19 protein-coding genes are annotated in these 24,828 nt (G+C 75.3%); 14 read left to right on the top strand and 5 right to left on the bottom strand.

The window, feature by feature from the left end; all coding sequences use genetic code 11:
* The first annotated feature begins 538 nt into the window (after nucleotides 1–538).
* The 3 genes from RMN57_RS32345 (at nucleotide 539) to RMN57_RS32335 (ending at nucleotide 2,474) form a co-directional block, all read left to right on the top strand.
* Complete coding sequence (locus RMN57_RS32345) at nucleotides 539–1,216, top strand: TetR/AcrR family transcriptional regulator (protein ID WP_313766839.1); 678 nt, start codon at nucleotides 539–541, stop codon at nucleotides 1,214–1,216.
* 228 nt (nucleotides 1,217–1,444) lie between these two features.
* A complete protein-coding gene (locus RMN57_RS32340; protein WP_313766838.1) occupies nucleotides 1,445–1,639 on the top strand; it encodes a DUF1918 domain-containing protein in 195 nt (64 codons plus the stop codon).
* A 49-nt stretch (nucleotides 1,640–1,688) separates the two neighbouring features.
* A complete protein-coding gene (locus RMN57_RS32335) occupies nucleotides 1,689–2,474 on the top strand; it encodes a DedA family protein (protein ID WP_313766837.1) in 786 nt (261 codons plus the stop codon).
* A 61-nt stretch (nucleotides 2,475–2,535) separates the two neighbouring features.
* Here RMN57_RS32335 and RMN57_RS32330 read toward each other — a convergent pair whose 3' ends face one another.
* Complete coding sequence (locus tag RMN57_RS32330) at nucleotides 2,536–3,279, bottom strand: PIG-L deacetylase family protein (protein ID WP_313766836.1); 744 nt, start codon at nucleotides 3,277–3,279, stop codon at nucleotides 2,536–2,538.
* Nucleotides 3,280–3,760: 481 nt separating this feature from the next.
* On the opposite strand from RMN57_RS32330, the gene RMN57_RS32325 reads away from it, so the two are divergent.
* The 4 genes from RMN57_RS32325 (at nucleotide 3,761) to RMN57_RS32310 (ending at nucleotide 9,093) form a co-directional block, all read left to right on the top strand.
* Nucleotides 3,761–4,867 (top strand): hypothetical protein, encoded by a 1,107-nt coding sequence (locus RMN57_RS32325; protein WP_313766835.1) that lies wholly within the window; start codon nucleotides 3,761–3,763, stop codon nucleotides 4,865–4,867.
* A gap of 147 nt (nucleotides 4,868–5,014) precedes the next feature.
* On the top strand, nucleotides 5,015–5,662 hold the full coding sequence (locus RMN57_RS32320; RefSeq protein ID WP_313766834.1) for a winged helix-turn-helix domain-containing protein: 648 nt from the start codon (nucleotides 5,015–5,017) through the stop codon (nucleotides 5,660–5,662).
* Nucleotides 5,659–6,951: an MFS transporter gene (locus RMN57_RS32315; protein ID WP_313766833.1), complete on the top strand. Its 1,293-nt coding sequence runs from the start codon at nucleotides 5,659–5,661 to the stop codon at nucleotides 6,949–6,951. Before RMN57_RS32320 ends, RMN57_RS32315 begins: the two co-directional genes overlap by 4 nt.
* Nucleotides 6,952–7,152: 201 nt before the next feature.
* Entirely contained in the window at nucleotides 7,153–9,093 is a 1,941-nt protein-coding gene (locus tag RMN57_RS32310; protein WP_380236034.1) for an FUSC family protein, read from the top strand.
* 115 nt (nucleotides 9,094–9,208) lie between these two features.
* On the opposite strand, the gene RMN57_RS32305 is transcribed toward RMN57_RS32310, so the two are convergent.
* The gene (locus RMN57_RS32305) at nucleotides 9,209–10,627 is read right to left on the bottom strand and encodes an amidase (RefSeq protein ID WP_313766831.1); all 1,419 of its coding nucleotides are present in this window, start codon (nucleotides 10,625–10,627) and stop codon (nucleotides 9,209–9,211) included.
* A 168-nt stretch (nucleotides 10,628–10,795) separates the two neighbouring features.
* On the opposite strand from RMN57_RS32305, the gene RMN57_RS32300 reads away from it, so the two are divergent.
* From RMN57_RS32300 to RMN57_RS32290, 3 genes are all read left to right on the top strand, one after another.
* Nucleotides 10,796–12,625, top strand: coding sequence for a beta-galactosidase (locus tag RMN57_RS32300; RefSeq protein ID WP_313766830.1), 1,830 nt, complete (start codon nucleotides 10,796–10,798; stop codon nucleotides 12,623–12,625).
* A gap of 134 nt (nucleotides 12,626–12,759) precedes the next feature.
* Nucleotides 12,760–13,107, top strand: coding sequence for a GntR family transcriptional regulator (locus tag RMN57_RS32295; RefSeq protein WP_313766829.1), 348 nt, complete (start codon nucleotides 12,760–12,762; stop codon nucleotides 13,105–13,107).
* Nucleotides 13,104–14,147, top strand: a complete 1,044-nt coding sequence (locus tag RMN57_RS32290; RefSeq protein ID WP_313766828.1) for a DUF1648 domain-containing protein — start codon at nucleotides 13,104–13,106, stop codon at nucleotides 14,145–14,147. Before RMN57_RS32295 ends, RMN57_RS32290 begins: the two co-directional genes overlap by 4 nt.
* 52 nt (nucleotides 14,148–14,199) lie before the next feature.
* Here the strand turns inward: RMN57_RS32290 and RMN57_RS32285 are convergent, their stop codons facing one another.
* From RMN57_RS32285 to RMN57_RS32275, 3 genes are all read right to left on the bottom strand, one after another.
* The gene (locus RMN57_RS32285) at nucleotides 14,200–15,564 is read right to left on the bottom strand and encodes an aldehyde dehydrogenase family protein (protein WP_313766827.1); all 1,365 of its coding nucleotides are present in this window, start codon (nucleotides 15,562–15,564) and stop codon (nucleotides 14,200–14,202) included.
* A gap of 171 nt (nucleotides 15,565–15,735) precedes the next feature.
* Nucleotides 15,736–17,562, bottom strand: coding sequence for a glutamine--fructose-6-phosphate transaminase (isomerizing) (gene glmS, locus RMN57_RS32280; RefSeq protein WP_313766826.1), 1,827 nt, complete (start codon nucleotides 17,560–17,562; stop codon nucleotides 15,736–15,738).
* A gap of 103 nt (nucleotides 17,563–17,665) precedes the next feature.
* Nucleotides 17,666–17,962, bottom strand: a complete 297-nt coding sequence (locus tag RMN57_RS32275; protein WP_313766825.1) for a hypothetical protein — start codon at nucleotides 17,960–17,962, stop codon at nucleotides 17,666–17,668.
* A 277-nt stretch (nucleotides 17,963–18,239) separates the two neighbouring features.
* Here RMN57_RS32275 and asnB point away from each other — a divergent pair, with 277 nt between their 5' ends.
* The 4 genes from asnB to RMN57_RS32255 all read left to right on the top strand — a co-directional run bounded on the left by asnB (nucleotide 18,240) and on the right by RMN57_RS32255 (nucleotide 24,472).
* A complete protein-coding gene (gene asnB, locus RMN57_RS32270; RefSeq protein ID WP_313766824.1) occupies nucleotides 18,240–20,090 on the top strand; it encodes an asparagine synthase (glutamine-hydrolyzing) in 1,851 nt (616 codons plus the stop codon).
* A 226-nt stretch (nucleotides 20,091–20,316) separates the two neighbouring features.
* Nucleotides 20,317–21,444, top strand: coding sequence for a hypothetical protein (locus tag RMN57_RS32265; protein WP_313766823.1), 1,128 nt, complete (start codon nucleotides 20,317–20,319; stop codon nucleotides 21,442–21,444).
* A gap of 120 nt (nucleotides 21,445–21,564) precedes the next feature.
* Nucleotides 21,565–23,016, top strand: a complete 1,452-nt coding sequence (locus tag RMN57_RS32260) for a pyridoxal-dependent decarboxylase (protein ID WP_313766822.1) — start codon at nucleotides 21,565–21,567, stop codon at nucleotides 23,014–23,016.
* A 31-nt stretch (nucleotides 23,017–23,047) separates the two neighbouring features.
* Nucleotides 23,048–24,472: a GNAT family N-acetyltransferase gene (locus tag RMN57_RS32255; protein WP_313766821.1), complete on the top strand. Its 1,425-nt coding sequence runs from the start codon at nucleotides 23,048–23,050 to the stop codon at nucleotides 24,470–24,472.
* The last annotated feature ends 356 nt before the right edge of the window (nucleotides 24,473–24,828 follow it).

Here is a 24,828-nt window from a genome sequence, read left to right as displayed (position 1 = left end):
GAGTTTCTTCATTTGTCATCCCGGTGGGTCGAGGCAGGCCGCGGCGACCGTTCACCCCGCTGCTCGGTCCCGGGAATCGCGGAGACTCGGCGTTCCGACGGAGGTCGGTCGGTGAGCCCGGGGCCGTGGACGACCCGGGGCGGTGAACCCGGGGCGGTCGCAGCGGTCGTGGCGAACGGGGCCGGGCCCCGTGCGGTCTGGAAGGGGACGGTGCTGAGCACGGACACCAGGAACCGGACGGTCACCGGGGAGGAGTGCCGCGGTCGTGGCAGGGCAGGACGCTACCACTCCTGACGACTGTTCACGGACAACTCCCGGTATCCGGAGTCCGGCCTCCCGGCGAACGCGGAACCTCACCCGACCCCGACCCCGACCCCGCCGCCGCGGCGCCGGGCCACGCCCCCGGAGCCCGGCCCGGTCGCGGCCGGGCGGGGCGGCGGCCCGTCCCCGGGACGCCACCGGCGCGGTCGGGCCGGCGCGGCGCGGCGGCGGGGGCGGGAATTGGCCGGGGGAACGCCCGATGCGGCACAGTGGCCCCATGAGCGCGGACACGAGGAGTCACCAGGCCCCCGAGCGGACGGGTCCGGGCCGCCGGCGACCGGTGCAGCAGCGCAGCCAGGAGCGCTACGGCCGGATCCTCGACGCCTGCGCCGGGCTGCTCGACGAGGTCGGCGCAGGTGCGCTCACCACCAAGGAGGTCGCGCACCGCGCGCAGGTGCCGATCGGCACGCTCTACCAGTTCTTCGCCGGCAAGGAGGACCTGCTGGCCGCGCTGGCCGGCCGCAACCTCGACCTCTACCTCGGGCGGGTCGAGCACCGGCTGCTGGCGGAGTCCCCGGCCGGCCCGGCCGGGTTCACCGACCTGGCGGTCGACGAGTTCGTCGTCATGAAGCGGACGGTGCCCGGCTTCGGCCAGGTGGACTTCGGACTGGCCGACGCCGCCGTCCCCGCCGGGGTCCGGGACGACCAGCACCTGCTCGACACCGAGCTCGACAACAACACGGCCGTCGCGCTGCGCCTGCAGGCGCTCGGCGCCGAACTGTTCGCGGCGGCCGACCCGGCCGCGCTCACGCTCGGGCTGCGGGTGGCCCTGGAGGCGGCGGACGCCGTCCTCAAGCTGGCGTTCCGCTCCGACCCGGAGGGCGACCCGGCCCTGATCGCCGAGTGCAAGCAGCTGGTCCGCTGCTACCTCGCCGCGCAGTTCGGCCCGCGCTGACGGCCGCCGGACCGGCTGGAGCGGGACCGGTGAGGGCCCCGTCGGCACACCCCGCGCCGGGCCGGACACACCGCGCACCTGCCCGGGAGCGGGCGGCATGAACCGGCCGCACGCGGCGCGCGGCACGGCCGTGCACCGGCCCACCACGACGTTGCGAGCCCGCCTCCGCCGCAGCACAGTGGAAGCAGAACGGCCGCCGCGCGGCCACAGCTACCCGAGGAGCAGACCATGCAGGCAGCGGTAGGTGACCAGCTCCACATCCACAGCAGGTCGGTGGGCATGGTCGACCAGAAGGGCGAGATCATCGAGGTGCGCGGCCAGGAGGGCGAGCCGCCGTACATGGTCCGCTTCGAGGACGGCCACGTTGGCCTGATCTACCCCGGGCCCGACTGCAACATCGAACGCCGCGAGGCGCTCCACTGACCCAGGCCACCACCACCCCGCGCCGCCGCGGCGCGGGGTGGTGAGCCGCGTGTCCGCGTCCGCCCCCGAACTGCCCGGCGCACTCGCCGGGCTCGCGCCGCTGCTCGACCAGTACGGCTATCCGGCGGTGGCGCTCTTCGTCCTGCTGGACAACTGCGGCATCCCCGCCCCCGGCCAGACCATCCTGGTGCTCGCCGCCGTCTACGCCGGCGCCGGGCACCTCAGTCTGGCCGCCGTGGTGGCGATCGCCTTCGCGGCCGCCGTCGTCGGCAACAGCCTCGGCTACCTGATCGGCAGCACCGGGGGCCGCGCCTTCGTCCACCGCTGGGGGCGGTACGTGGCGCTCACGCCTGCCCGGATGGAACGCGCCGACGGGTTCTTCGCACGGCACGGCGGCAAGGTGGTCACGGTGGCCCGCTTCGTGGACGGGCTGCGGCAGACCAACGGGATCATCGCCGGGACCACCGAGATGCCGTGGCGGCGGTTCCAGCCGTTCAACGTGCTCGGCGCGGCGCTCTGGGTCGGCGTCTGGTCGGCCTTCGGCTACCTGGCCGGCACCAACATCGGCACCATCTACCGGGCGGTGGTCCGCTACCAGCTCTGGCTGCTGTTCGGCCTGCTCGCGGTCTGCGCGCTGCTCGCCGTCCGGGCCGTACTGCGGCGCCGGCGCGGCGCCCGGCGGCGCAGCGGGCCGGGACGGGGGCGGGGACAGGGACAGGGGCAGGGCCGGCCGGACGCGCCGGAGCCGTCCGGCACCCGGGAGCCGGCGGAACCGCCCGAACCACCGGAGCCGCCGGAGCGGCGGGAGCCGCGGGCCCCGGAGGACCCGCGGTAGCGGCGCCGGCCGACCACTCTGCGCCGCCTGCCGGCCTGCCCGCCAGCCCGAAGCCGTCGCGCTACCGGAGCGGGAACACCTCGAACGGGACGGCGAAGCGGGTGCCGAGCCGGGAGCCGGCCGAGCGGCCGAAGCCCTCCAGGAACTCCCGCGGCTCGGCCATCGCGCCGCCGAGTCCGGCCAGGTACGCCTTGTGTTCGGACAGCGAGGCGACCCCCTGGTCGAAGTGGTCGGTGGTGTCCACGGCGTGCCGCGACTCCGGCGAGGCGACCGCCCAGACCTGCCGAACGCCGTTCCACGGCTCCAGCCCCTCGGCCGTGAGCTCGCGGAACACCCACCGGTTGCCCGCGTCCCGCACGCCGTCGAGGGTGGCCCGACCGACGGCGATGTGGTCGGCCTGGTTGAGCATGACGCCGCCGTAGGTCTCGCGGAAGTTGCCGGTGATGACGATGTCCGGGCGGTGGCGGCGGACCGCCCGGGCGATGTCGCGGCGCAGCGGCAGCCCGTACTCGAGCACACCGTCCGGGTGGCCGAGGAACTCGACCGTGTCGACGCCGACGACGGCGGCGGAGGCGATCTGCTCGGCCTCGCGCAGCGGGCCGCACTCCTCCGGGCTCAGCGAATCGATCCCGGCCTCGCCGCTGGTGACCATCACGTAGACCACCTTCTTGCCCTGCGCCGTCCAGCGGGCGACGGCGGCGGCCCCGCCGTACTCCATGTCGTCGGGGTGGGCGACGACGGCCAGGGCGGTCTGCCAGTCCTCGTCGACGGGCTCGAACGGCTCGGGCGCCTGCTGCTCGCTCATGGGTACTGCCTCTCCGTGGTGTGCGCGGTGCGGTCGTGCCTGGTGCGGTCGTGCCCGGCCGGGCGGCCGGTGCGGTCGTCCTACGGTCCTACCGCTGGCGACTCTAGAAGATCGCGGGGCCGAACGGGCGCCGGACAGTCCGTCAGTCCCGTTTCCGCTCAAGGCCCCTGACCGTCGGCTGCCGGTCGGATCGGGCGCGTGCCACCCCCGCCGCGGGCGGGGCCCGGGATCATGTTCGTGCCCGACGGGCCGGTTGGGGAGCGCGCCGGGCCGGGCAGGACTCCTCCCGGGGCGGATCGAACATCCGCGGGGAGATCGTGGGGGTCGGCGCGTGAACTGGGAGAAGGACGGCAAGGCGGCGCGTTCCGGCCCGACCGGCGCCGGCGAACCCGGGAAGGCCGGGGATGCCCGGAAGGCCCGGAAGGCCGGGGAGGCCCGGAGCAGCGTTCACAGCACGATTCGCGACAGCACCACGAACGGCGTGACCGTGCAGAGCGAGACGGCCACGGTCAACATGACCGCACCGGCCGTACCCCGGGCGGGCCGGCGGCTCTCCCGGCGCAGCGTGGTCGGGCTGGTCGTGACGTCCGTGTGCCTGGCGGTGCTCGCCGCCACCATGGCGCTGACCTCCGGCGATCCCGGCGGGGACGACCGGACCCGGGCGGGCACGGCCCCGGCCCCGGCCACAGCCACCGACCGTCCGACCGGCACCGGGACGCCGTCCGGGCCGGGCCCCACACAGCCGGCCGAGAACGGGCCGCAGAACCCGCCCACCACCGGCACCGCGAACGGCACCGGTGGCGCCGTCGGCGGAGCTGGCGCCGTCGGCGGGAGCGGCGGCGCCGCCGCGGGTGGCACGAGCAGCGGCGGCGGCACCGGCGGCGCAGCGGGCGGCAGCGGCACCGGCGGCGGCACCGGCAAGGCCGGCGGCCTCGGGAGCGCCGGCGGCGCAACGGGTGGTTCCGCTACGGGCGGCGGCTCGGCCGCTGGCGGCAGCGCCGCCGGGGGAGGCGGCGGCGCGGGCGACGGCGGTACCGGCGCGGCCAACGGCGGCACCGGACCCGGCGGGGGCGGCACCCAGGTCGTCCCCCCGCCGGCGCAGCCGCCGGCCCAGTCCGCTCCACCGCCGCCCGCCACCTCGCAGCCGACCGCCCCGGTCCCGAGCCCGGCCGTCACACCGACGCAGCCCGCCACCGGGTGGACCGGCGGCTACCGGACCGTCATCCCCCAGGGGACGGCCGTCGACCTCGGCAACCGGAGCAGCCCGGCCGTGTCGAAGTGGGACGGCCCGAACGAGACCTTCGGCTGGTACGGCAAGGCCGACGACGGCAGCGAGATCGCCGGCTACAAGGACGCGGCGGCCTTCCTCCCGAGCGACGCGCCCGCCACCCGGGACGCCTGCCTCGCCGTGACCAACCGGTTCACCAGTGGCTACGCGCCGCACGGGTTCGCCCCCGGCGACCGGGTCTGCATCTTCACCGCGAAGAACTCCAACGCCCTGATCACGGTGGTCGCCAACACGGCGGTGGCCCGCCAGTCCGACGGACAGCTGACCGTCGACGTGCTCTACGGGCCCGCCGGGCTCTGAGCCCCCGGGCGCCCGGTGTCGCGCCGGACGCCCGGGGGCTCCCGGCTCCCCGCACCACCCGACCCCCTCCAGCCCCGCATCCAAGTTGCAGAGAATTCTCTGCAGACTCCCCTATGCAGAGAGTTCTCTGCACCATACGATGACGGCATGACCGAGCACCCCGAGCACCCCGAGCACCCCGAACCCCCGGCCGCAGCCGGCCGGCCCGAGCAGCAACACGGCGGCCGGCCCGAGCGCCGGCTCGACGCCCGCAGCCTGCGCGGGCTGGCCCACCCGCTGCGCATCGAGATCGTCGAACTGCTCAACCTCGACGGTCCCGCCACCGCCACCCGGCTCGCCGAACGGCTCGGCCAGAACACCGGCACCGTCAGCTGGCACCTGCGCCACCTGGCCGAGCACGGCTTCATCGAGGAGGAGACCGGCCGCGGCACCAAGCGCGAGCGCTGGTGGCGACGGGTCCCGGTGTCCAACCGGCTCGACACCGTGGACTTCCGGGACGACCCGGACAGCCGCGGCGCGCTCTCGCTCTACCTGCACGAGATGGTGCAGCAGTCCTTCAACCGGGTCACCTCCTACCTCGGCGAGGAGTGGGAGGACGAGTGGCGCAACTCCGGCACCCTCTCCAACTGGAGCAACCTCCGCATGACGCCGGGTCAGCTCAAGTCCCTCAACCGCGAGTTGACCGAACTCGTCAACCGCTACACCCCCGCCCCGGACGCCGAGGCCGACCCGGAGGCACTGCCGGTCATCGTCCAGATCCAGGCGTTCCCGCGCCGGCCGCGAGGTGCCGAATGAGCCGCGACGCGCGCGGCGGACTGCTCCGCCGCCACCGGGACTTCCGGCTGCTCTGGTGCGGCGAGACGGCCGGCCGGTTCGGCTCCTCGGTCACCGCGGTGGCGCTGCCGCTGATCGCCGTCGCCGACCTGCACGCGAGCACCTTCCAGATCGGCCTGCTGAGCGCCGCCGCGTGGGTGCCGTGGCTGGTCATCGGTCTGCCGGTCGGGGCCTGGGTGGACCGCTTACCCCGACGGCCGATCATGCTGGCCTCCGCGGCGGCCTCCCTGCTGCTGCTCGCCGCCGTGCCGGTGGCGGCCTGGCTGGGCGCGCTGAGCATCGGCCTGCTGCTGGTGGTCGCGCTGCTGGTGGGCACCGCCGGCGTCTTCTTCCAGACCGCCTACACCGCCTACCTGCCCGGCCTGGTCGGGCCCGCCGACCAGGCCGAGGGCAATGCGAAGCTGCACGGCAGCGGCTCGGCCGCCCAGCTCGCCGGCCTCGGCTCCGGCGGCCTGATCGCCCAGGCGGCGGGCGCGGCCAACGGCATGTTCGCCAACGCCGTCACCTTCCTGGTCTCGCTGGTCTGCCTGAGCCGGATCCGGTACCGGGAGGATCCGGTGCCGCCGCGCGAGCGGGCGCTCGGCCGCGAGGTCGTCCAGGGCCTGCGCCTGATCGCCGGCGACGTGTGGCTGCGCACCTTCGTCCTCCACGGCTCCCTGTGCAACATGGTGCTGATGGCCTACCAGGCGATCCAGATCGTCTTCCTGGTCGAACGGGCCCACCTCTCGGAGGGGGCGATCGGCACCGTGCTCGGCCTGGCCGGCGCCGGTGGCATCGTCGGCGCGGCCGTGGCCCGCCGGACGGCCGCCGCGATCGGGACCGCGCGCGCCATGCTCCTCTTCCAGCTCGGACTGCCGACGCTCGCGCTGCTGATCCCGCTCACCGGGCCGGGTGCCGGCGTGGCCTGCTACGTCGTCGGGGCGGGCGCCGTCGCCGCCGGGGTGGTGGCCGGCAACATCCTGCGCGCCACCTTCCAGCAGGGCTACGTCCCCGCCGACCTGCGCGGCCGGGTCAGCGCCAGCGGCGCGTTCCTCAACTACGGCACCATCCCGGTGGGCGCGCTCGCCGGCGGGGCGCTCGCCACCGCGTTCGGCGTCGGGCCGGCGATGTGGCTGGCCACCGCGGCCGTCCCGGTCGCCGCCACCACGCTTCTCCTCTCCCCGCTGCCCCGGCTGCGCGACCTCCCCGACCGCCCCGCGCTCCGGCTTACGGCCGACGCCGCCGGCATCCCGGCCACCTCGGCGCACTGAAGCCCCCGTCCGGGCGGCGCGCGCCCGGCGGAGCCGGCCGGACAGGCCCTATAGCTTGGGACTGTGGCACGGAGCGCACGGGCCGGTCGGCTCGCACCACCCAGTTGGCTCGCCGAGGGCCTGCGCCCGCACCCGGCGCCGATCCCGTGGGCCGCCGTCGCCCGGGCCGCGGTCGGCCTCGCGACCCCGCTGGCGGTCGGCATGGCCGCCGGACGGCCCGACTACGGCGCGCTGGCGTCCATGGGCGCGCTCTCCGCCGTCATCGGCGACACCGCGGACGCCTACCGGATGCGGCTGTTCAACATCGCCGTCCCGCAGCTGTTCGGCGCCCTGGGCGTCACCCTCGGCACGCTGGTCCACGGCCAGGGGTGGACGGCCGTCGCCGTGGTCACGGCCGTCGCCCTGGTCTCCGGGATGATCTCCTCGATCGGCGCCGTCGCCTCCGCGTCGGGGCTGCTGCTCCTGCTCAACGCCGTCGTCGGCGCCGGCCTGCCGATGCCCGGCCCCTGGTGGAAGCCGCCGCTGCTGCTCGCCCTCGGCGGCCTGGTCGTCCTGGTGCTCGCCCTGTTCGGCTGGCCGCTGCGCGGCGGCGTGCCGGAGCGGTCGGCGGTCGCCGGCACGTACCGCAGCGTCGCCGGGTTCCTGGAGGCCGCCGGCGGCCCCGCCCACGACGAGCGGCGGCAGGCCGTCACGCTCTCGCTGAACCGCTCGTACGACCTGCTGCTCTCCCACCGCACCCGGCGGCACGGCCGCTCGCCGGCGCTCGCCCGGCTGACCGCCCAGCTCAACGCGGTGATCCCGCTGGTGGAGGCGGCCTCGTCGGCGAAGCTGCGCCCGGCCGCGCTCGGCCCGCTGTCGCCGGCCTACCCGGCGGCGGCCCGGCGGCTGGCCGACGCGGTGGAGCGGGGCGGCGCCGGCCGCCGCGCGCCCGGCACCGCCCTCCCCGGCCGCACCTCCCCCGTCCTCGACCTGCCGCCGCCCACCGGCCCCACCGAGCGGGCCGTCGACCGCGCGCTGCGGTACGCGGCCGAGGTCATGCAGGAGGACACGCCCGACCCGTTCGGCGCCACCGACCGCCTCGGCCGGCCCGCCGAGCTCAGGATCCGGGCCCGGCGCACGGCGCGCGCGGCCCTGGTGTCGGAGGCGTCCTGGCGGTACGGGCTGCGGATCGCGCTCTGCATCGGCCTGGCCCAGGTGCTGGTCTCGGTGATCGCGGTGCCCCGCTCGTACTGGGTCACGCTCACCGTCACCTTCGTCATGAAGCCCGACTTCGGCTCGGTCTTCTCCCGGGCCGTGCTGCGCGCACTCGGCACCGCGGCGGGGCTGCTGATCGCGATCCCGGTGCTCGCCGAGGTGCCGCGCGGGTGGTGGGACGTGCCGACGCTCGCGCTGCTGGCGACGCTGATCCCGGCCTTCTCCGCGAAGGGCTACGCCTTCCAGACCGCCGCGATCACCCCGGTCATCCTGCTGCTCTCCGACCAGCTCAACCAGCAGGGGTTCCAGCTGGTGCTGCCCCGGCTCTACGACTCGCTGATCGGCTGCGCGATCTCGCTGGTGGCCGGCTACCTGCTCTGGCCGGAGTCCTGGCACAGCCGGATCGGCGACCGGCTCGCCGACGCCGTCGCGGACACGGCGGCCTATGTCTCGCTGGCCTTCGCCACGGCCCCCGGGCGCGACCACCCGGCTCGGCTGCGGCACCGGCGCGGGCTCTACCGCGACCTCTCCGCGGTGCGCTCGGAGTTCCAGCGGGCCCTCACCGAACCGCCGCCGACCGGGGCGCTGGCCGCGGCCTGGTGGCCGCTGGTGATCGCGGTCGAGCGGATCGTCGAGGCCACCACGGCCACCCGGGTCCGGGTGGACCACGGGGTGCCGGCGCCGCCCGCGGCGGAGGTCGCGGCGATCACCCGCGAGCTGGACGACCTCGCCGGCGCGCTGCGCACCGGGACGGCCGTACCGGGCGGGGCGGCGCCGGAGCAGGAGCAGGAGCCCGCCCCGGCGGCCGGGGCGGACGGCGGAACGGGGCCGTCCGGAGCGGGCGGGCCGGTCACCCCCGGCGGCCCGGACGGGGAGGAGGGTGTGCTGGACCCGCTGCGGCGCGAGGTCCGGGCCGCCCGGGCGATCGCCGCACCCGCCCCGGGCTGACCCGCCCGACCGCCGTACGCGCCCCCTCGGGCCCCGCCCAGCCGGGCCCCGGCCGCTCAGGCCCCGGCCGCTCAAGCCCCGGCCGCTCAAGCCCCGACCCCTGGGCCCCGGCCGCTCAGGCCCCGGTCGCGGCGTCCTGGATCCGCTGCCAGGGCCGGTCCGCCTCCAGGGCGAAGGCCAGCTCCAGCAGCACCCGCTCCCGGCCGTGCGCCGCCGAGAGGTGGACGCCGACCGGCAGGCCGTCGCCGGCCGCCGCACCGGGGAGTGCGATCCCCGGACCGCCGGTCACGTTGTTCACCGGTGTGAAGGCCACGTAGCGCCGCAGCCGCTCCAGCAGCTCGTCGAAGGCGACGTTCGGGCTCAGGTGCCCGATCGGCGGCGGCGTGTGCGCGAGCACCGGCGAGAGGATCACGTCGTGGTCGCGGAAGAGTCCCGCGTACGCCGCCTCGGCCCGGCGGAGCCGGCGCAGCACGCCGGGTGTCCGGTGGAACTCGCGGTGGAAGGAGCGCCGCAGGCCGGTGGTGAGGCCGTCCAGCTTGCCGGCCTGGAAGCCGGGGTCCAGGAGCAGCTTGCCGGACGTGGCGATCAGGAAGGCGATGTAGCCCCAGTACATGGTGAAGTCCCGGGAGAACTCCTCGCCGAACGGCAGCGTCGCGGGGACCACCTCGTGCCCCATCGCCTCCAGCCGCTCCGCCGTCCGCTCGACGGCGCGGCGGGTCGGCTCGTCGCTGACCGCCAGCGGCGAGTCCACCACCAGCCCGATCCGGACCGGGCGGTCGCCCGGCCCCTCCACCAGGCCCAGCGGGGGCAGTGCCGGGTTGCGGTGGTGGCGCTCGGCCGCCGCGAAGAAGGCGGCGGTGTCGCGCACCGACCTGGTCAGCACGCCGTCGGTGACCAGGTCGATCGGCAGCCGCCGGCCCTGGTCGTTGGGCACCAGCCGGCCGCGGGTGGGCTTGAGCCCGACCAGTCCGCAGCAGGCCGCCGGGATCCGGATCGAGCCGCCGCCGTCGTTGGCGTGGGCGATCGGCACGACGCCGGCCGCCACCAGCGCCGCCGAGCCGCCCGAGGACGCCCCCGGCGAGTGCGAGGTCCGCCACGGGTTGCGGACCGGCCGGGCCTCGGCGAACTCGGTCGAGGCGTTGAGGCCGAACTCCGGTAGCCGCGTCTTGCCCAGCACGGCCAGGCCGGTGCCCAGGAACTGCTCGGCGAACCCGGCGGTGCGCCGCGCCGGCTTGGCGCGGAACGCCGAACTGCCGTGCGTGGTGGGCATTCCGCGGAGGTCGACGTTGTCCTTCAGGTAGCTGGGCACGCCGTACAGCGCGCCGCCGTCGCCGGCCGGGGCCGTCCGCGGACCACCGCGGGCGGCGAAGGCGAGCGGCGCCAGGGCGGCGTCGACCTGCTCGGCGCGCGCCTCCGCGGCCGCCGCCAGCTCGGCCGGACTGACCTCGCGCGCCTTCACCAGCGCCGCCAGCGCCACCGCGTCGTGCTCCCCCAGCGCGTCGTCCCCGAAAGCGTGGACCCGCTCGTCCGCCATACGACTTCCCCATCCCTACCGGCCGGTAATACCGCGCGAGCTCCGCAGTCTAGGCCCGGCCCGGTCACCGGAACACCCCACGGGCGGGGGTGACGGCCGGCGCCGCTCGGCGCGTGCCGCACCCGCGGTGGGCCGGGCCCAACTATCCTTCCCGGTAACCCGAAAACCGTGCTCCCCCTCGCCTCCCGCACCCGAAAGCCGGTCTTCATGCTCGACTACGACGACAGCGGATTCCGCCGCGACGGCGCACCGCACCGGATCATCTCCGGTGCGGTGCACTACTTCCGCATCCACCCCGACCTCTGGGCCGATCGCCTGCGCCGGCTGCGCGCCATGGGCGCCAACACCGTCGACACCTACGTCCCCTGGAACTTCCACGAACTCCCCTCCGGTAAGAAGGACTTCACCGGCTGGCGGGACCTCGGCCGGTTCCTCCGGCTCGCCCGGGACAACGGCCTCGACGTGATCCTGCGCCCCGGCCCCTACATCTGCGCCGAATGGGAGTTCGGCGGCTTCCCGGCCCGGCTGCTCACCGTCGACGGCCTGCGGCTGCGCTGCGCCGAACCGGCCTACCTGGCCGAGGTGGACGGGTGGTTCGACGCCGTGGTGCCGGAGTTCCTGCCGCTGCTGGCGAGCCGGGGCGGCCCGGTGGTGGCCGTCCAGATCGAGAACGAGTACGGCAGCTACGGCAACGACGCCGCCTACCTGGCCCATCTGCACGAGGGCCTGGTGGAGCGGGGCGTCGACTGCCTGCTGTTCACCGCCGACGGCGCCGAGGACGCCCTGCAGCAGGGCGGCGGGATCCCCGGCCTGCTGGCCACCGCCACCTTCGGCTCCCGGGCGGCCGAGCGGTTCGAGGTGCTCCGCCGCCACCAGCCCAAGGGCCCGCTCACCGCGATGGAGTTCTGGATCGGCTGGTTCGACCACCTGGGCGCGCCGCACCACGTCCGCGACGCCGCGGAGTCGGCCCGCTCCCTGGACGACCTGCTCGCCGCCGGCGCCTCCGTCAACCTCTACATGGCGCACGGCGGCACCAACTTCGGCTTCTGGGCCGGCGCCAACCACACCGGCGCCCACCCGTACGACGCCGGCCACGAGCCGGACGTCACCAGCTACGACTACGACGCCCCGATCGGCGAGGCCGGTGAACTCACCGAGAAGTTCCACGCCTTCCGGGCGGTCATCGGCAAGTACGTCCCGCTGCCCGACGTCGAGCTGCCGGAGCCGCCGCCGCGGATCGCACCGCAGCGGCTGGACGGCCCCACCGGCCGGGCCCGTCTGCTGGACTCCCTCGACGCCCTCTCCGAGCCGGTCCGCCGGGCCGCGCCGGAGCCGATGGAGCGGGTCGGCCAGTCGCTCGGCCTGATCCACTACCGCACCCGCGTCCCCGGGCCGCGGGGCGAACTGCCGCTGCGGATCGACGGCATCGGCGACCGCGCCCACGTCTTCGCCGACGGTGCGCCGCTCGGCGTCCTGGAGCGCAACGCCCCCGGCCGGACGCTCCCGCTGGCGACCGGGCCGACCGGTGCGACCCTGGACATCCTGGTCGAGGCGCACGGCCGGGTGAACTACGGGCCGCTGATGGACGACCACAAGGGCATCGGCCGCGGCGTCTCGCACGGCCGGCAGCGGCTGTTCGACTGGGAGATCCGGCCGCTGCCGCTCACCGACCTCTCCGCGCTGGCCTTCGACCCCGCGGTCGGGGCCGCCGACGAGGACCCGGCCTTCCACCGCTTCGAGGCCCACCTCGACGCGCCCGGCGACGCCTTCGTCGCCCTGCCCGGCTGGGGCCGCGGCCTGCTCTGGCTCAACGGCTTCATGCTCGGCCGCTACTCCCCCGACAGCCCGCAGCGCACCCTCTACGCCCCCGGGCCGCTCTGGCGCGCGGGCGGCAACGAGCTGATCGTCCTCGAACTCGCCACCCACGGCACCGCCCTCGAACTGCGCGACCGCCCCGACCTCGGCTCCACCACGACCGCCCCCAGCGTCGACTACTGACCCGCGCGCGCCGTGGCCGGCCGGCCCCCGGACCCTCCGGGGCGGCTGGCCACGGTGCGTCCCGGAGGGTCCGCCGGGACCTCTCGGCGCCGACGGTTCCCCGCATCCCGGATGGTGCTACTGTCGATAGCATCATGCTGCTGAAGCTGGACCTCACCGACACCCGACCCCTGCACGAGCAGGTGGCCGGCGCGATCCGGCGTGCGATCGCCGAGGGCGAGTGCGCGCCGGGCGACCGGCTGCCGCCCGCCCGGGAGCTGTCGCGGGCGCTGGGCGTCAACGCCAACACCGTGCTGCGCGGTCTGCGGGCGCTGCGGGACGAGGGCGTCCTGGAGTTCCGCCGGGGCCGGGGCGTGACCGTCGCCGGCGGTGCCGACGGGCGGGCCGAGCTCGCCGGCCGGGCGGCCGAGCTGGTGGAGGAAGCCGCACGGCTGGGCTACAGCAGGGAGGATCTCGTGGAACTGATCAGGAGGCTGCCTTGACCAGCGGGGGGAACGAAGTACCGGGCGGGCGACCCGGCGAGCGGCGGAGTGCCGCACGGACGAGCACCGGCCGGAGCGTCGCCCTGGGCGCCGCCGGGGTTCTCGCGGCCCTGCTCGCCCTGCCGCTGGTGGCGGCCGGCCGGCTGCCCGAGCGGCTCGCCACCCACTGGTCCGGCAGCGGCGGCCCGGACGGTTCGATGCCGTTCTGGGCCGCGACGCTCGGACCGGCGGCGCTCTGGGCCGCCCTGCTGCTCTCCCTCGCCCTGACCGCCCGGGTGCTGGGCCCGTCAGTGCGGCGGCTCTGGTACGCCACGGCGCTGCCGTCGGCCGGCGTGCTGCTCATCGGCGCCCAGGCCTCGATCGTGCATGCCAACCTCGACCGCGCCGACTGGACCGCGGCCGGCGACGTCGGCCTGGACGTCGCCCTCGTCCTGCTCGCCGCGGCCGCGGCCGGCCTGCTCGGCCAGCTGGTCGCCCGGCGCACCGCCGCCCCGGCCGACACCGCCGCCGGCGCCGCGGCGGCCGGCCCGTCCTCCGGTCCGCAGCTCACCCTCCCCGACGGCGAGCGCTTCGCCTGGCTCTCCCGCACCGTCAACCCCTGGCTCCGGCTGACCGCCACCGTCTCCGGTACGGCGGCCGCCGCCCTGGCGATCGCCGCCGCGGCCGGCCTGGCCGACGGTCTCTGGGCGGCCGTCGCACCGCTCGCGGTGGTCGCCCTGGCGACGCTCGGCTGCTCCGCCGTCCAGGCCGTGGTGTCGCCGAAGGGGCTGGAGGTGTCCTTCGGCCCCTTCGGCTGGCCGGTCCGCCGCTGGCCGCTGGAGCAGATCGAGTCGGCCCGCGCCGAGGAGCGAACCCCCGCCCAGGTCGGCGGCTGGGGCTACCGGCTGAGCGGCCTGGGCACCACGGTGATGCTGCGCGGCGGCCCCTGCCTGGTGGTCCGTCCGCGCGCGGGCGCGGAGTTCGCGGTGAGCCTGGACGACGCCGAGCGGGGCGCCGCGCTGCTCAACTCCCTCGCAGCCCGGCGCAGTTCCACCGCCTGACCGGGGCACCCGCCCGACCCGACCACCGCCCCGCACCCGTCCCCCAGCGCCCTCACCCCAGCGGCTTGTCCAGCACCGCCTTGGTGTGGCTGAAGGTGGTCATCGAGTACTCGCCGTGGTAGTTGCCCATGCCGCTCTCCCCGACGCCGCCGAACGGCAGCTCGGGCACCGCGAGGTGGGAGACGGACAGCCCGAAGACCAGCGCACCGGACGAGGTCTCCGCGGCGAGCCGCTCCTTCGTCGTCTCCGAGGCGGTGAAGGCGTAGAGGGCGAGCGGCTTCTCCCGGTCGGTGATGAAGGAGATGGCCGCGTCGAGGTCGGGCACCTCCAGCACCGGCAGCACCGGGCCGAAGATCTCCTCCCGCATCACCGGCGCGTCCGGCCGGACGTCGGCCAGCACGGTGGGCTCGATGTAGCGGGCGGCGCGGTCGTGACGGCCGCCGGTTGCCACCCGGCCGTCGCCGAGCAGCGCGGCGAGCCGGTCGAAGTGCCGGTCGTTGACGATCCGCCCGTACTCGGGGTGGGCGGCCGGGTCCTCGCCGTAGAGCCCGCGCACGGCCTCCGCCAGCTCGGCGACCAGCTCGGGGCCGGTGCCGCCGACGGCGAGGACGTAGTCGGGGGCGACGCAGGTCTGCCCGGCGTTCAGGAACTTGCCCGCCGCCAGCCGCTGCGCGGTGACCTTCAGGTCGGCTCCCGGGTCGACCACCACCGGACTCTTGCCGCCGAGTTCGAGGGTGACCGGGGTGAGGTGGCGGGCGGCGGCGGCCATCACGATCCGGCCGACCGCGCCGTTGCCGGTGTAGAAGATGTGGTCGAAGCGCTGCTCCAGCAGGGCGGTGGTCTCGGGCACCGCACCCTCGACGACCGCGACCGCCTGCGGGTCCAGGTACTGCGGGAGCAGCCGGGCGATCGCCGCCGAGGTGGCGGGGGCGAGCTCGCTGGGCTTGACGAGGACGGCGTTGCCGGCCGCGAGCGCGCCCACCACGGGCGCCAGGGCGAGCTGCAGCGGGTAGTTCCACGGGGCGATCACCAGCACCACGCCGAGCGGCTCCCGGACCACCCGCGCGGTGGCGGGGCGGAAGGCGTCGGGGACGGCGGCGGGCTTCGGCCGGACCCACTCGTCGAGGTGCCGGACGGTGTGGTCGAGCTCGTTGAGCGTGAAGGCGATCTCCGTCCGGTGCGCCTCGGCGGGGCCCTTGCCGAGGTCGGCGTCCAGGGCCGCGAGGAGCTCCTCGCTCCGCTCGGTGAGGAGGGTGCGCAGCCCGGCGAGCTGCTCCCGGCGCCAGGCGAGCGGGCGGGTCCGGCCGGTCGCGAACGCGGCGCGCAGCCCGGCGACGACGGCGGCCGGTGCGGGGGCCGCCACGGGCTCGGCGGCGGCGGCCGGGTCGGCGGGTGCGGGGTGGGTGGTGGCCTTCATGACAGTACTCCCGGCGAGAAATTTTCAGTCGCTTGATAGTTGCAAACATCAAGCACTTGCCTCGACGGTAGGTCCGAATGGTTGGCAAAGTCAAGCATCTGGAGGCGAGGAGGGCCGGCCCCGTCCGGGACCGGCCCTCCCTCGGCAATCGGACGCCGCCTACTCCACCGTCTACTCCACCGTCACGCTCTTCGCCAGGTTGCGCGGCTTGTCGACGTCCCGCTTCAGCGCGACCGCGGCGTGGTAGGCGAGCAGCTGCAGCGGGATGTTCAGCAGCAGCGGGTCGAGCTCCGGCTCGCTCTTCGGGACGAGGATGCAGTGGTCGGCCAGCTTGGCCTCCGGCGCGCGGTGGGCGACGGCCAGCACCCGGCCGGAGCGGGCCTTGATCTCACCGAGGGTGGTGAGGTTCTTGTCCAGCAGCTCGTCGTCCGGCACCAGCGCGACGGTCGGCAGCTCGGGGCTGATCAGCGCGAGCGGGCCGTGCTTGAGCTCGCTGGCCGGGTAGGCCTCGGCGTGGACGTAGGAGATCTCCTTGAGCTTCTGCGCGCCCTCGCGGGCCACCGGGTAGCCGCGGACCCGGCCGATGAACATCATCCCCTCGGAGTCGGCGTACTCGGCGGCGAGACCGGCGATCGCGTCGCTCTGCGCGAGGACCTCCCGGATCTGGTCCGGCAGCGCCTTGAGGGCGGCCACGATGCGGCGCCCGTCGGCGGGCGAGAGGTCGTGGATCCGGCCGAAGTGCAGGGCGAGCAGCGCGAAGGCGATGACCGTGGAGGTGAACGCCTTGGTGGAGGCGACCGAGATCTCCGGGCCGGCGTGCAGGTAGATGCCGCCGTCACACTCGCGGGCGATGGCGCTGCCCACGGTGTTGACGACGCCGAGCACCCGGCCGCCCTTGCGCTTGACCTCCTGGACGGCGGCCAGCGTGTCGTAGGTCTCGCCGGACTGGCTGACCGCGATGTAGAGGGTGTCCGCCTCGATCACCGGGTTGCGGTAGCGGAACTCCGAGGCCGGCTCGCTGTGCGCGGGGATGCGGGCCAGCTCCTCGATCAGCTGCGCGCCCATCTCGCCCGCGTAGTACGCGGAGCCGCAGCCGAGGATCTTCACCCGGCGGATCTCCCGCAGCTCGCGGGCGTCCAGGTTGAGGCCGCCGAGGTGGGCGGTGGCGAAGCGCTCGTCGAGGCGGCCGCTGAGGGTGCGCTCGACCGAGCCGGGCTGCTCGTGGATCTCCTTGAGCAGGAAGTGCTCGTAGCCGCCGGTGTCGTAGGAGTCGATCTCCCAGTCCACGGTGGACGGCTGGCGGTGGGTGGTGCGGGCGTCCTCGGTGAAGGTGCGGAAGCCGTCGGCGCGGACGGTGGCCAGCTCGCCGTCCTCCAGGTGGACGACCTGGCGGGTGTAGCGGACCAGGGCCGACACGTCGGAGGCGGCGAACATCTCCTTCTCGCCGATGCCGAGCACGATCGGGCTGCCGTTGCGGGCGACCACGATGCGGTCGGGCTGCTCGGCGTCCAGGACGGCGATGCCGTAGGTGCCGACCACCTTGCCGAGCGCGGCGCGGACCGCCTCCTCCAGCTCCACGCCCTCGGTCGCGTGGGCGGCGATCAGGTGGGCGAGCACCTCGGTGTCGGTCTCGGAGCGGAAGACGGCGCCCTCGGCGGTGAGCCGGGCCCGCAGCTCGTCGGCGTTCTCGATGATGCCGTTGTGGACGACGGCGATCCTCTCCGCGTTGTCCTGGTGCGGGTGCGCGTTGGCGTCGCTGGGCACGCCGTGGGTGGCCCAGCGGGTGTGGCCGATGCCGGTGCCGCCCTTGAACCGGACCGGGACGGCGGCGGCGAGGTCGGCGACCCGGCCCTTGACCTTGCGGACCTTGATGCCGCCGGTGCGTCCGGCGACGGCCACGCCCGCGGAGTCGTAACCGCGGTACTCCAGCCGGGCGAGACCCTCCAGCAGGAAGGGCGTCGCGTCCTTGGGGCCGATGTAGGCCACGATTCCGCACATCTGAGTGGACTCCTTCTGGGGTGGCGTGGGAGGGCCGGGCGTTCCGGGTGGCGCAGCCGGCGGGCCCGGGGCGGGCCGGGCGCGGCCCGCGAGGGGACGCCGGTCAGCCGTAGACGATCCGGCGCAGCTGGCGGGCCGAGAGCCCGGGCGCGGCGACGCGCCGGGCCGGCAGCTCCTCGGCGAGCCTGGCGAAGATCTTCTCGTTGGTCAGGCCGCGTGCCTGCAGCTCGCCGTGGCGGCGCCGGACGTACTCCTCGGCGGTCTCGGAGAAGTACGCCAGGACCTCCGCCACCACCCGCGCCGCCTCCCGGGGCCCGAGCGGGCTGGTCCGGGTGAGGTGGGCGAGCAGTTCCTCGTGCGGGTGGGGCTGAGGGTGCGAGGAACCGGGAGTGCTGGACACAACTCGGGACTCTAGGCCGGGCAGGGCGCGGAGATCAAAGATCCTGCCCGAATTCGGGCAGGACTTGCCGCATTCAGCTCAAAGTCCGGACCACCCGCGCCCCGATGCCCACCGCCGGCGCCACGGAACCCGGCCACCGCCGCCCGACGCCCGGGCCGGCGGACCACCGACGGACCCCTTGTAGCGACACCGGATCGACACGTAGCGTGACTCTTCGCATACGCATCGGAGAGGCGCGCCCTCCACGACGCGTCTCGGAAGAACCGGAGGCTTGCTGATGTGCGGGATCACCGGATGGGTCGCCTTCGACCGCGACCTCACCGTCGAAGGGCCAGTGCTCGACGCGATGACGGCCACCCAGCTCTGCCGCGGCCCGGACGCCGGCGGGGTCCACCTGGAGCGGCACGCCGCCCTGGGCCACCGCCGCCTCGCCGTGATCGACATCGAGGGCGGCACCCAGCCCATGACGGTCGAGCACGACGGCCGGGTGCTGGCCGCCCTCACCTACAGCGGGGAGGTGTACAACCACCGCGAGCTGCGGGCCGAGCTGGAGGCCGCCGGCCACCGCTTCCGCACCCGCAGCGACACCGAGGTCGTCCTGCACGCCTACCTGGAGTGGGGCGAGCGGCTGGCCGAGCGGCTGAACGGCATGTTCGCCTTCGCCGTCTGGGACACCCGCACCGAGGAGCTGCTGCTGGTCCGGGACCGGATGGGCGTCAAGCCGCTCTACTACCACCTCACCCGGCACGGCGTGGTCTTCGGCTCCGAGGCCAAGGCCGTGCTCGCCCACCCCTCCGTCCGGCCGGTGGTCGACCTCGACGGGCTGCGCGAGATGTTCGCCGTCACCAAGTCGCCCGGCCGCACCATCTACCGGGGCGTCGCCGAGGTCCGGCCGGGCCACGTGGTCCGGATCCGGCGCGAGGGCGTCTCGGTGCGCCACTACTGGGCGCTGGAGGCCCGCGAGCACACCCACGACCTGGAGGCCACGGTGGCCACCGTCCGGGCCCTGCTCGACGACATCGTCCACCGCCAGCTGGAGGCGGACGTCCCGCTCTGCTCGCTGCTCTCCGGCGGCCTCGACTCCAGCGCCGTCACCGCGCTCGCCGCCCGGGCGCTGCGTGCCGCGGGGGCCGGCCCGGTCCGCTCCTTCGCCGTCGACTTCACCGGCCAGAGCGAGCACTTCCGGGCCGACGAGGTCCGCTCCACCCCGGACGGCCCGTTCGCGCAGCTGCTCGCCCGGCACGTCGGCGCCGACCACAGCGTCATCGAGCTGGACGCGAGCGCGGTCACCGACCCGGCCGAACGGGCCGCCGTGCTGCGCGCCCGGGACGTCCCCGGCGGCTTCGGCGACATGGACGTCTCGCTGCTGCTGCTCTTCCGCGGCGTGCGCGAGCACTCCACCGTGGCGCTCTCCGGCGAGTCCGCCGACGAGCTGTTCGGCGGCTACCGCTGGTTCCACGACCCGAGGCTGGTCGCCGCCGAGGACTTCCCCTGGGCGGGCGCGCTGAGCCAGCTCGCCGGAGCGGGCGCCGGGCCGCGCGAGCAGCTGTTGGACCAGGGCCTGGTCGCCAAGCTCGACGTGCACGAGTACCGCCGGGCCCGCTACCGCGAGGCGCTGGCCGAGGTCCCGCACCTGCCCTCGGCCGACCCGCTGGAGCGGCGGATGCGGGAGATCTCCTACCTCAACCTCACCCGCTTCGTCTGCATCCTGCTGGACCGCAAGGACCGGATGAGCATGGCCAACGGTCTGGAGGTCCGGGTGCCGTTCTGCGACCACCGGCTGGTCCAGTACGTCTTCAACACCCCCTGGTGGATGAAGTCCTTCGACGGCCGGGAGAAGAGCCTGCTGCGCGCCGCCGTCAGGGACCTGCTGCCGGAGGAGGTCGCCCAGCGGCCCAAGGCCCCGTACCCGGTGGTCCAGGACCCGCACTACCCGGCGCTGCTCCGGGCCGAGCTGGCCGCCCTCGCCGACGACGGCACCGCACCCGTGCTCGGCCTGCTGGACCGCCGGGCGCTCACCGACGCACTCGCCCCGGACACCGACCCGCAGTCCGTCCGGCTCGGCGTCGACCTGGCCCTGGACCTCAACGCCTGGTTGACCGAGTACCGGGTGGAGCTGGAACTCTGACCGAACCTCAGCCCGTACGGCGGCCGCGTGCCGCCGTACGGGTGGCCGCCGGGTACCCCCGTACCGGCCGCGGCCGGCCCCGGCCATCCCGCCTCGATGGGCCGGCGCCACGTGCGGTAGCGTCGCCGACACCTCCCGAATGGCGGCCGAAAACACGGAATCCGACCCGCGTGCCGTCAGGATGGGGAGCGAACCGTCCGCATCGATCCGCCGGGGGATCTCCGTCATGCAACCGCGAGCATTCGCGATTCTCACCGCCCTGCTGCTGGGCGTCCTGGGCCTCGGCTCGGTGGCCGTCACCGACTGGACGCCCTCGACCACCGCGGCGGCCGCGGCTCCGGCGGCCACCGGTGCGACGGGCGCGGGCGCACCGCCCTCCGGCGGCGCCACCGCCACCGGCGCGAGCGCCACCCCCACCGGCGACCCGGCGGTCTGGACCCGCTCGACGCTGCGCAACAAGCTGATGTCCGAGATGGAGGCCACCGACCCCGGCGTCGCGCTGGCCGACCTCGACAAGATCACCAAGCAGCTGCCGTACACCGTCCGGTTCTGCCACCCGATCGCGCACGAGCTCGGGCACGCGGCGGTCAAGCGGTTCAACGCCGACTTCCAGAAGGTCATCTCCTTCCCGCACGAGACCTGCGCGGCCGGCTACCTGCACGGCGCGGTCGAGGAGATGCTGAACGCCTCCCCGCAGCCCGAGGTGGACCTGCTGAAGCTCTGCGCCCCCAAGAACAGCGGCCCGTGCATCCACGGCGTCGGCCACGGCACGATGTTCGTCGCCAAGCAGGACGTGGCCAAGGCCCGCGACCTGTGCAACAAGTTCACCACCGACCAGAACCGGATCCGCTGCTCCGAGGGCCTGTTCATGCAGCTCTTCGGCCCGGACGAGGAGGACGAGAAGGCGAAGGCGAACCTGCCCGCCGACAAGCTCGCCCAGGACCCGCTCTACCCGTGCAAGGACCAGCCGGCGCTGTTCCAGTCCGCCTGCTTCTTCTACGCGCCGACGTTCTACCTCTCCTCGCACGACTACCCGAACCACCCCGAGGTCTACGCCGACGCCCTGAAGTGGTGCCTGGCTGGCAAGGCCTCCGGCGGCGCCGTCGACTGCAGCCGCGGCGTCGGCTCGCGGACCATGAAGTACAACCTGGACCGCGAGGACTGGGCCGCCCAGCAGTGCGCGACCGCCGCCGACGGCTGGCAGCGCAAGGCCTGCGCCGAGGGCCTGGTCAGCTACTACACGGTGAACTACACCGACGCCGGCGCGGCCGGCCGGCTCTGCAACAAGATCACCAACAAGGAGATGCAGGGCTACTGCCGCTCCGCGAGCGGCCTCTCCGCCTCGCTCGACTGAACGGTCTTTCACCGGAAGGGGCCCGCGCCGCACGGCGCGGGCCCCTTTCCGTAGGATCGCGGTGATCGGGTGCGCCGAGGACGCCGCGCCACCAGGCCCCGCACCCCCTGGGAGCCCGCCGTGACCCCTGACGACTTCCGCGCCGCGGCGCACGCCGCCGCCGACCTGGTCTCCGACTACCTCGACGGCCTGCCCGCCCGCCCGGTCTGGCAGCCCATGGACGGGACCGCCCGGGCGGCCCTGCTGGACGCACCCCTCCCGGCCGGGGGCACCGCGCTCACCGAGCTGCTCGCCGCCGTCGAGCGGGACGTCCTGCCGTACCCGATGGGCAACGGCAACCCGCGTTTCTTCGGCTGGGTGAACTCCGCCCCCGCCCCGGCCGGCGTGCTGGCCACCCTCGCCGCCGCCGCGATGAACCCCAGCTCGGCCGGCGGCGACCACGCCGACGTCCACCTGGAGCGGACGGTGGTCCGCTGGATCGCCGAGCTGGTGGGCTTCCCGCACCCCGCCGGCGGCGGACTGCTGACCTCCGGCACCTCGATGGCGACCATCGTCTGCCTCGCGGCCGCCCGCAACCGCGCCGCCCGGGCCGCCGGGTGGGACGTCCGCGAGGACGGCCTGGCCGGCCTGCCGCCACTGGTCGGATACGTCACCGGCGAGACCCACTCCTGCGTCCGCAAGGCCGCCGAGCTGCTCGGCCTCGGCAGCCGGCACCTGCGCACCGTCGCCACCGGCCCCGACGGCCGGCTGGACACCGCCGACCTGCGCGCCGCGATCGAGCGCGACCGGGCCGCCGGCCTGCTGCCGTTCCTGGTGGTCGCCTCGGCCGGCACGGTCGGCACCGGCGCCGTGGACGCCTTCCACCCGATCGCCGACCTCTGCGCCGAGCAGGGCCTCTGGCTGCACGTGGACGGCGCGTACGGGGCCTTCGGCCGGCTCGACCCGGCGATCGCCCACCGCTACGCCGGCCTGGAGCGGGCCGACTCGCTCGCCCTCGACCCGCACAAGTGGCTGGGCGTCCCGGTCGACTGCGGCTGCGCACTGGTGCGCGACACCGGGGAGCTGCGCGGCACCTTCAGCCTCGTCCCCTCTTACCTGCGGGACGAGGCGGCCGGCGAGCTCGGTTGGTTCTCCGAGTACGGCACCGAGCAGACCCGCCCGTTCCGCGCCCTCAAGGTCTGGGCCACCATCGCCCACCGCGGCCGCGACGGCCTCGCCCGGGACATCGCCCGCTGCACCGAGCTGGCCCGACACCTGGGCGAACTCGTCACCGCCGACCCCGAGTTGGAGCTGCTCGCCGAGGTGCAGACCTCCATCACGGCCTTCCGGTACCGGCCGGCCGGGCTCGACGAGGCCGGCCTCGACGCACTGAACCGCGAGCTGCCCGCGGCGGTCCAGCGCCGCGGCCGGGTCTTCGTCACCGGCGCGCGCCTCGGCGACCGCGAGATGCTCCGCGCCTGCCTCCTCAACGCCACCACCACCGAGGCCGACCTCGCCCTCCTGCTGGCCGAGGTGAAGTCGGCCGCCGCCGACCTGCACACCATTTACCGACCGGACACGGAGGATTCGTGATCGTGAAACACCGGGGCGGCAGATTGGCGGCATGGAGCACACGGAGAAGCTGACGACGACCCGATCCCCGCAGACGCCGACCCCCTCCCGTGCCCAACGGCGCGGCGCCCGCAGCCACCGCTGGCGCCGCGACACCGTCGAGCTCGCCGCGGTCTTCCTCTCGGTGACCGCCGCCGACCTGGTGGCCAAGGTCGTGGTGCACGGCCCCGACGGCCCGGTGGTGCTCGCCGCCTCCGCGGCCGCCCTGGTCGCCACGGCGCTCTTCCACACCTGGTGGTCGCACCGCCACCAGCTGCACGGCCCGCCCGCGCCGGACGCGCCCGCACCCCCGGGCGCCGCGGGGTCCGCCGCGGCCGAGCCGCCGAAGGGACCGCTGGACGGCTTCGAGGAGACCGCGCTCTGGCGGATCCGCACCACCGTGCAGGACTCCCCCGGCAGCCTGGCCCGGGTCTGCACGGCGTTCGCCGAGCGGCGGGTCAACATCGTCTCGATGCAGTCCCACCCGCTGCCCGAGGGCACCGTGGACGAGTTCTTCGTCCGCGCCCCGCGCTCGTTCACCCGGGCCGACCTGACCGCGCTGGTGGCCGCGGCCGGCGGGCACGACATCTGGAGCGCGCCCGCCGACGCGCACGACCTGGTGGACGGGCCGACCCACGTGCTGGCGCTGGCCACCCGGACCGCGCTGGACGCCGCCGAGCTGCCGGTCGCCCTGCGCCAGCTGTTCGGGCAGTGCACCATCCGGCAGTACCCGGGCGGGGCCGGGCGCGCCGCCGCCGGGGTGGACGGCCACGTGCTGCGGCTGCCGCTGCCGTCCGGCGACCTGATCGAGCTCAGCCGGCCGCAGCTGCCCTTCACCCCGACCGAGTTCGCCCGGGCCAAGGCCCTGGTCGAGCTGGACACCCTGCTCGGCCCCCGGGTCCCGGACGTCCGCGCGCGGCTGACGCTGCCCGCCGGCGCCGACCTCACCGTGCGGCGGGCCGACGCCGGCGACAAGGAGGCGGCGCTGGCCATGCACCACCGCTGCTCCCCCGACACCCTGCGCAAGCGCTACCACGGCCCGGTCCGGGACGCCGACCGCTACCTCGACCACCTGCTGGACGCCCGGCACGGCCAGACCCTGGCCGTGGAGGCGGCGGACGGCCGGATCGTGGCCCTCGGGCACCTGATGTGGGACGACGACAGCGCCGAGGTCGCGGTGCTGGTCGAGGACGCCTGGCAGCGCCGCGGGCTGGGGCTGGACCTCATGCGGCGGATGTCCGCGCTGGCCCTGGAGGCGGGGGTGGAGACGGTCTACGCCGTCACCCAGTCGTCCAACACCGGGCTGATCGCCACCATGCGCAGGCTGGCCGCACCGCTGGACTACCAGGTCGAGGAGGGCACCCTGGTGATCACCGCGCACCTGGCGGAGGCCGCCGAGCAGCTCCCCGTCCCCTGGCCGACCCGCCCGGGGCGGTAGGACCCGGCCCTGTGGATCCTGCCGGGCGCGGCCCGGCGGCCCGGCCGTGCCGGGTTACCCGGCGGTTCGATAGCCGATCATCCGGCAACCAACCAGCCGGTTATCGTTTCTTCACCACATCCTCACGGGGCCCCTCGGGCCGGACGGCGAGCCCGCCGTCCGGCCCGTCGCACGCCCGCCACGGGGAACCGGCAGGCCCCGGATCAGCGTCCCCAGCGGCGAAAGGCCCCTCCGTACACCGTCTTTCCTGACACCGCGTCAGGGCCGCCGCAAGGGGGCCGCCGGGGCCGTCGCAGCAGGCGGCGCGGGGTCCGGAGCATCGAGCCGGCCGGCGGAGTCGGTAGGCTGACCCCGTC

Source organism: Kitasatospora sp. CM 4170 (assembly GCF_032110285.1).
GTDB lineage: Bacteria > Actinomycetota > Actinomycetes > Streptomycetales > Streptomycetaceae > Kitasatospora > Kitasatospora aburaviensis.
The sequence above is the reverse complement of the archived record's forward strand: the minus strand, read 5'-3'. Positions and strand labels throughout refer to the sequence as shown.

What these genes read in the sequence shown, in the direction of transcription:
- RMN57_RS32345 (WP_313766839.1), top strand. Translation starts at nt 539, where the DNA reads ATGAGCGCGGACACGAGGAGTCACCAGGCCCCCGAGCGGACGGGTCCG.
- RMN57_RS32340 (WP_313766838.1), top strand. Translation starts at nt 1,445, where the DNA reads ATGCAGGCAGCGGTAGGTGACCAGCTCCACATCCACAGCAGGTCGGTG.
- RMN57_RS32330 (WP_313766836.1), bottom strand. Translation starts at nt 3,279, where the DNA reads ATGAGCGAGCAGCAGGCGCCCGAGCCGTTCGAGCCCGTCGACGAGGAC.
- RMN57_RS32320 (WP_313766834.1), top strand. Translation starts at nt 5,015, where the DNA reads ATGACCGAGCACCCCGAGCACCCCGAGCACCCCGAACCCCCGGCCGCA.
- RMN57_RS32315 (WP_313766833.1), top strand. Translation starts at nt 5,659, where the DNA reads ATGAGCCGCGACGCGCGCGGCGGACTGCTCCGCCGCCACCGGGACTTC.
- RMN57_RS32310 (WP_380236034.1), top strand. Translation starts at nt 7,153, where the DNA reads ATGGCCGCCGGACGGCCCGACTACGGCGCGCTGGCGTCCATGGGCGCG.
- RMN57_RS32305 (WP_313766831.1), bottom strand. Translation starts at nt 10,627, where the DNA reads ATGGCGGACGAGCGGGTCCACGCTTTCGGGGACGACGCGCTGGGGGAG.
- RMN57_RS32295 (WP_313766829.1), top strand. Translation starts at nt 12,760, where the DNA reads ATGCTGCTGAAGCTGGACCTCACCGACACCCGACCCCTGCACGAGCAG.
- RMN57_RS32285 (WP_313766827.1), bottom strand. Translation starts at nt 15,564, where the DNA reads ATGAAGGCCACCACCCACCCCGCACCCGCCGACCCGGCCGCCGCCGCC.
- glmS (WP_313766826.1), bottom strand. Translation starts at nt 17,562, where the DNA reads ATGTGCGGAATCGTGGCCTACATCGGCCCCAAGGACGCGACGCCCTTC.
- asnB (WP_313766824.1), top strand. Translation starts at nt 18,240, where the DNA reads ATGTGCGGGATCACCGGATGGGTCGCCTTCGACCGCGACCTCACCGTC.
- RMN57_RS32265 (WP_313766823.1), top strand. Translation starts at nt 20,317, where the DNA reads ATGCAACCGCGAGCATTCGCGATTCTCACCGCCCTGCTGCTGGGCGTC.
- RMN57_RS32255 (WP_313766821.1), top strand. Translation starts at nt 23,048, where the DNA reads ATGGAGCACACGGAGAAGCTGACGACGACCCGATCCCCGCAGACGCCG.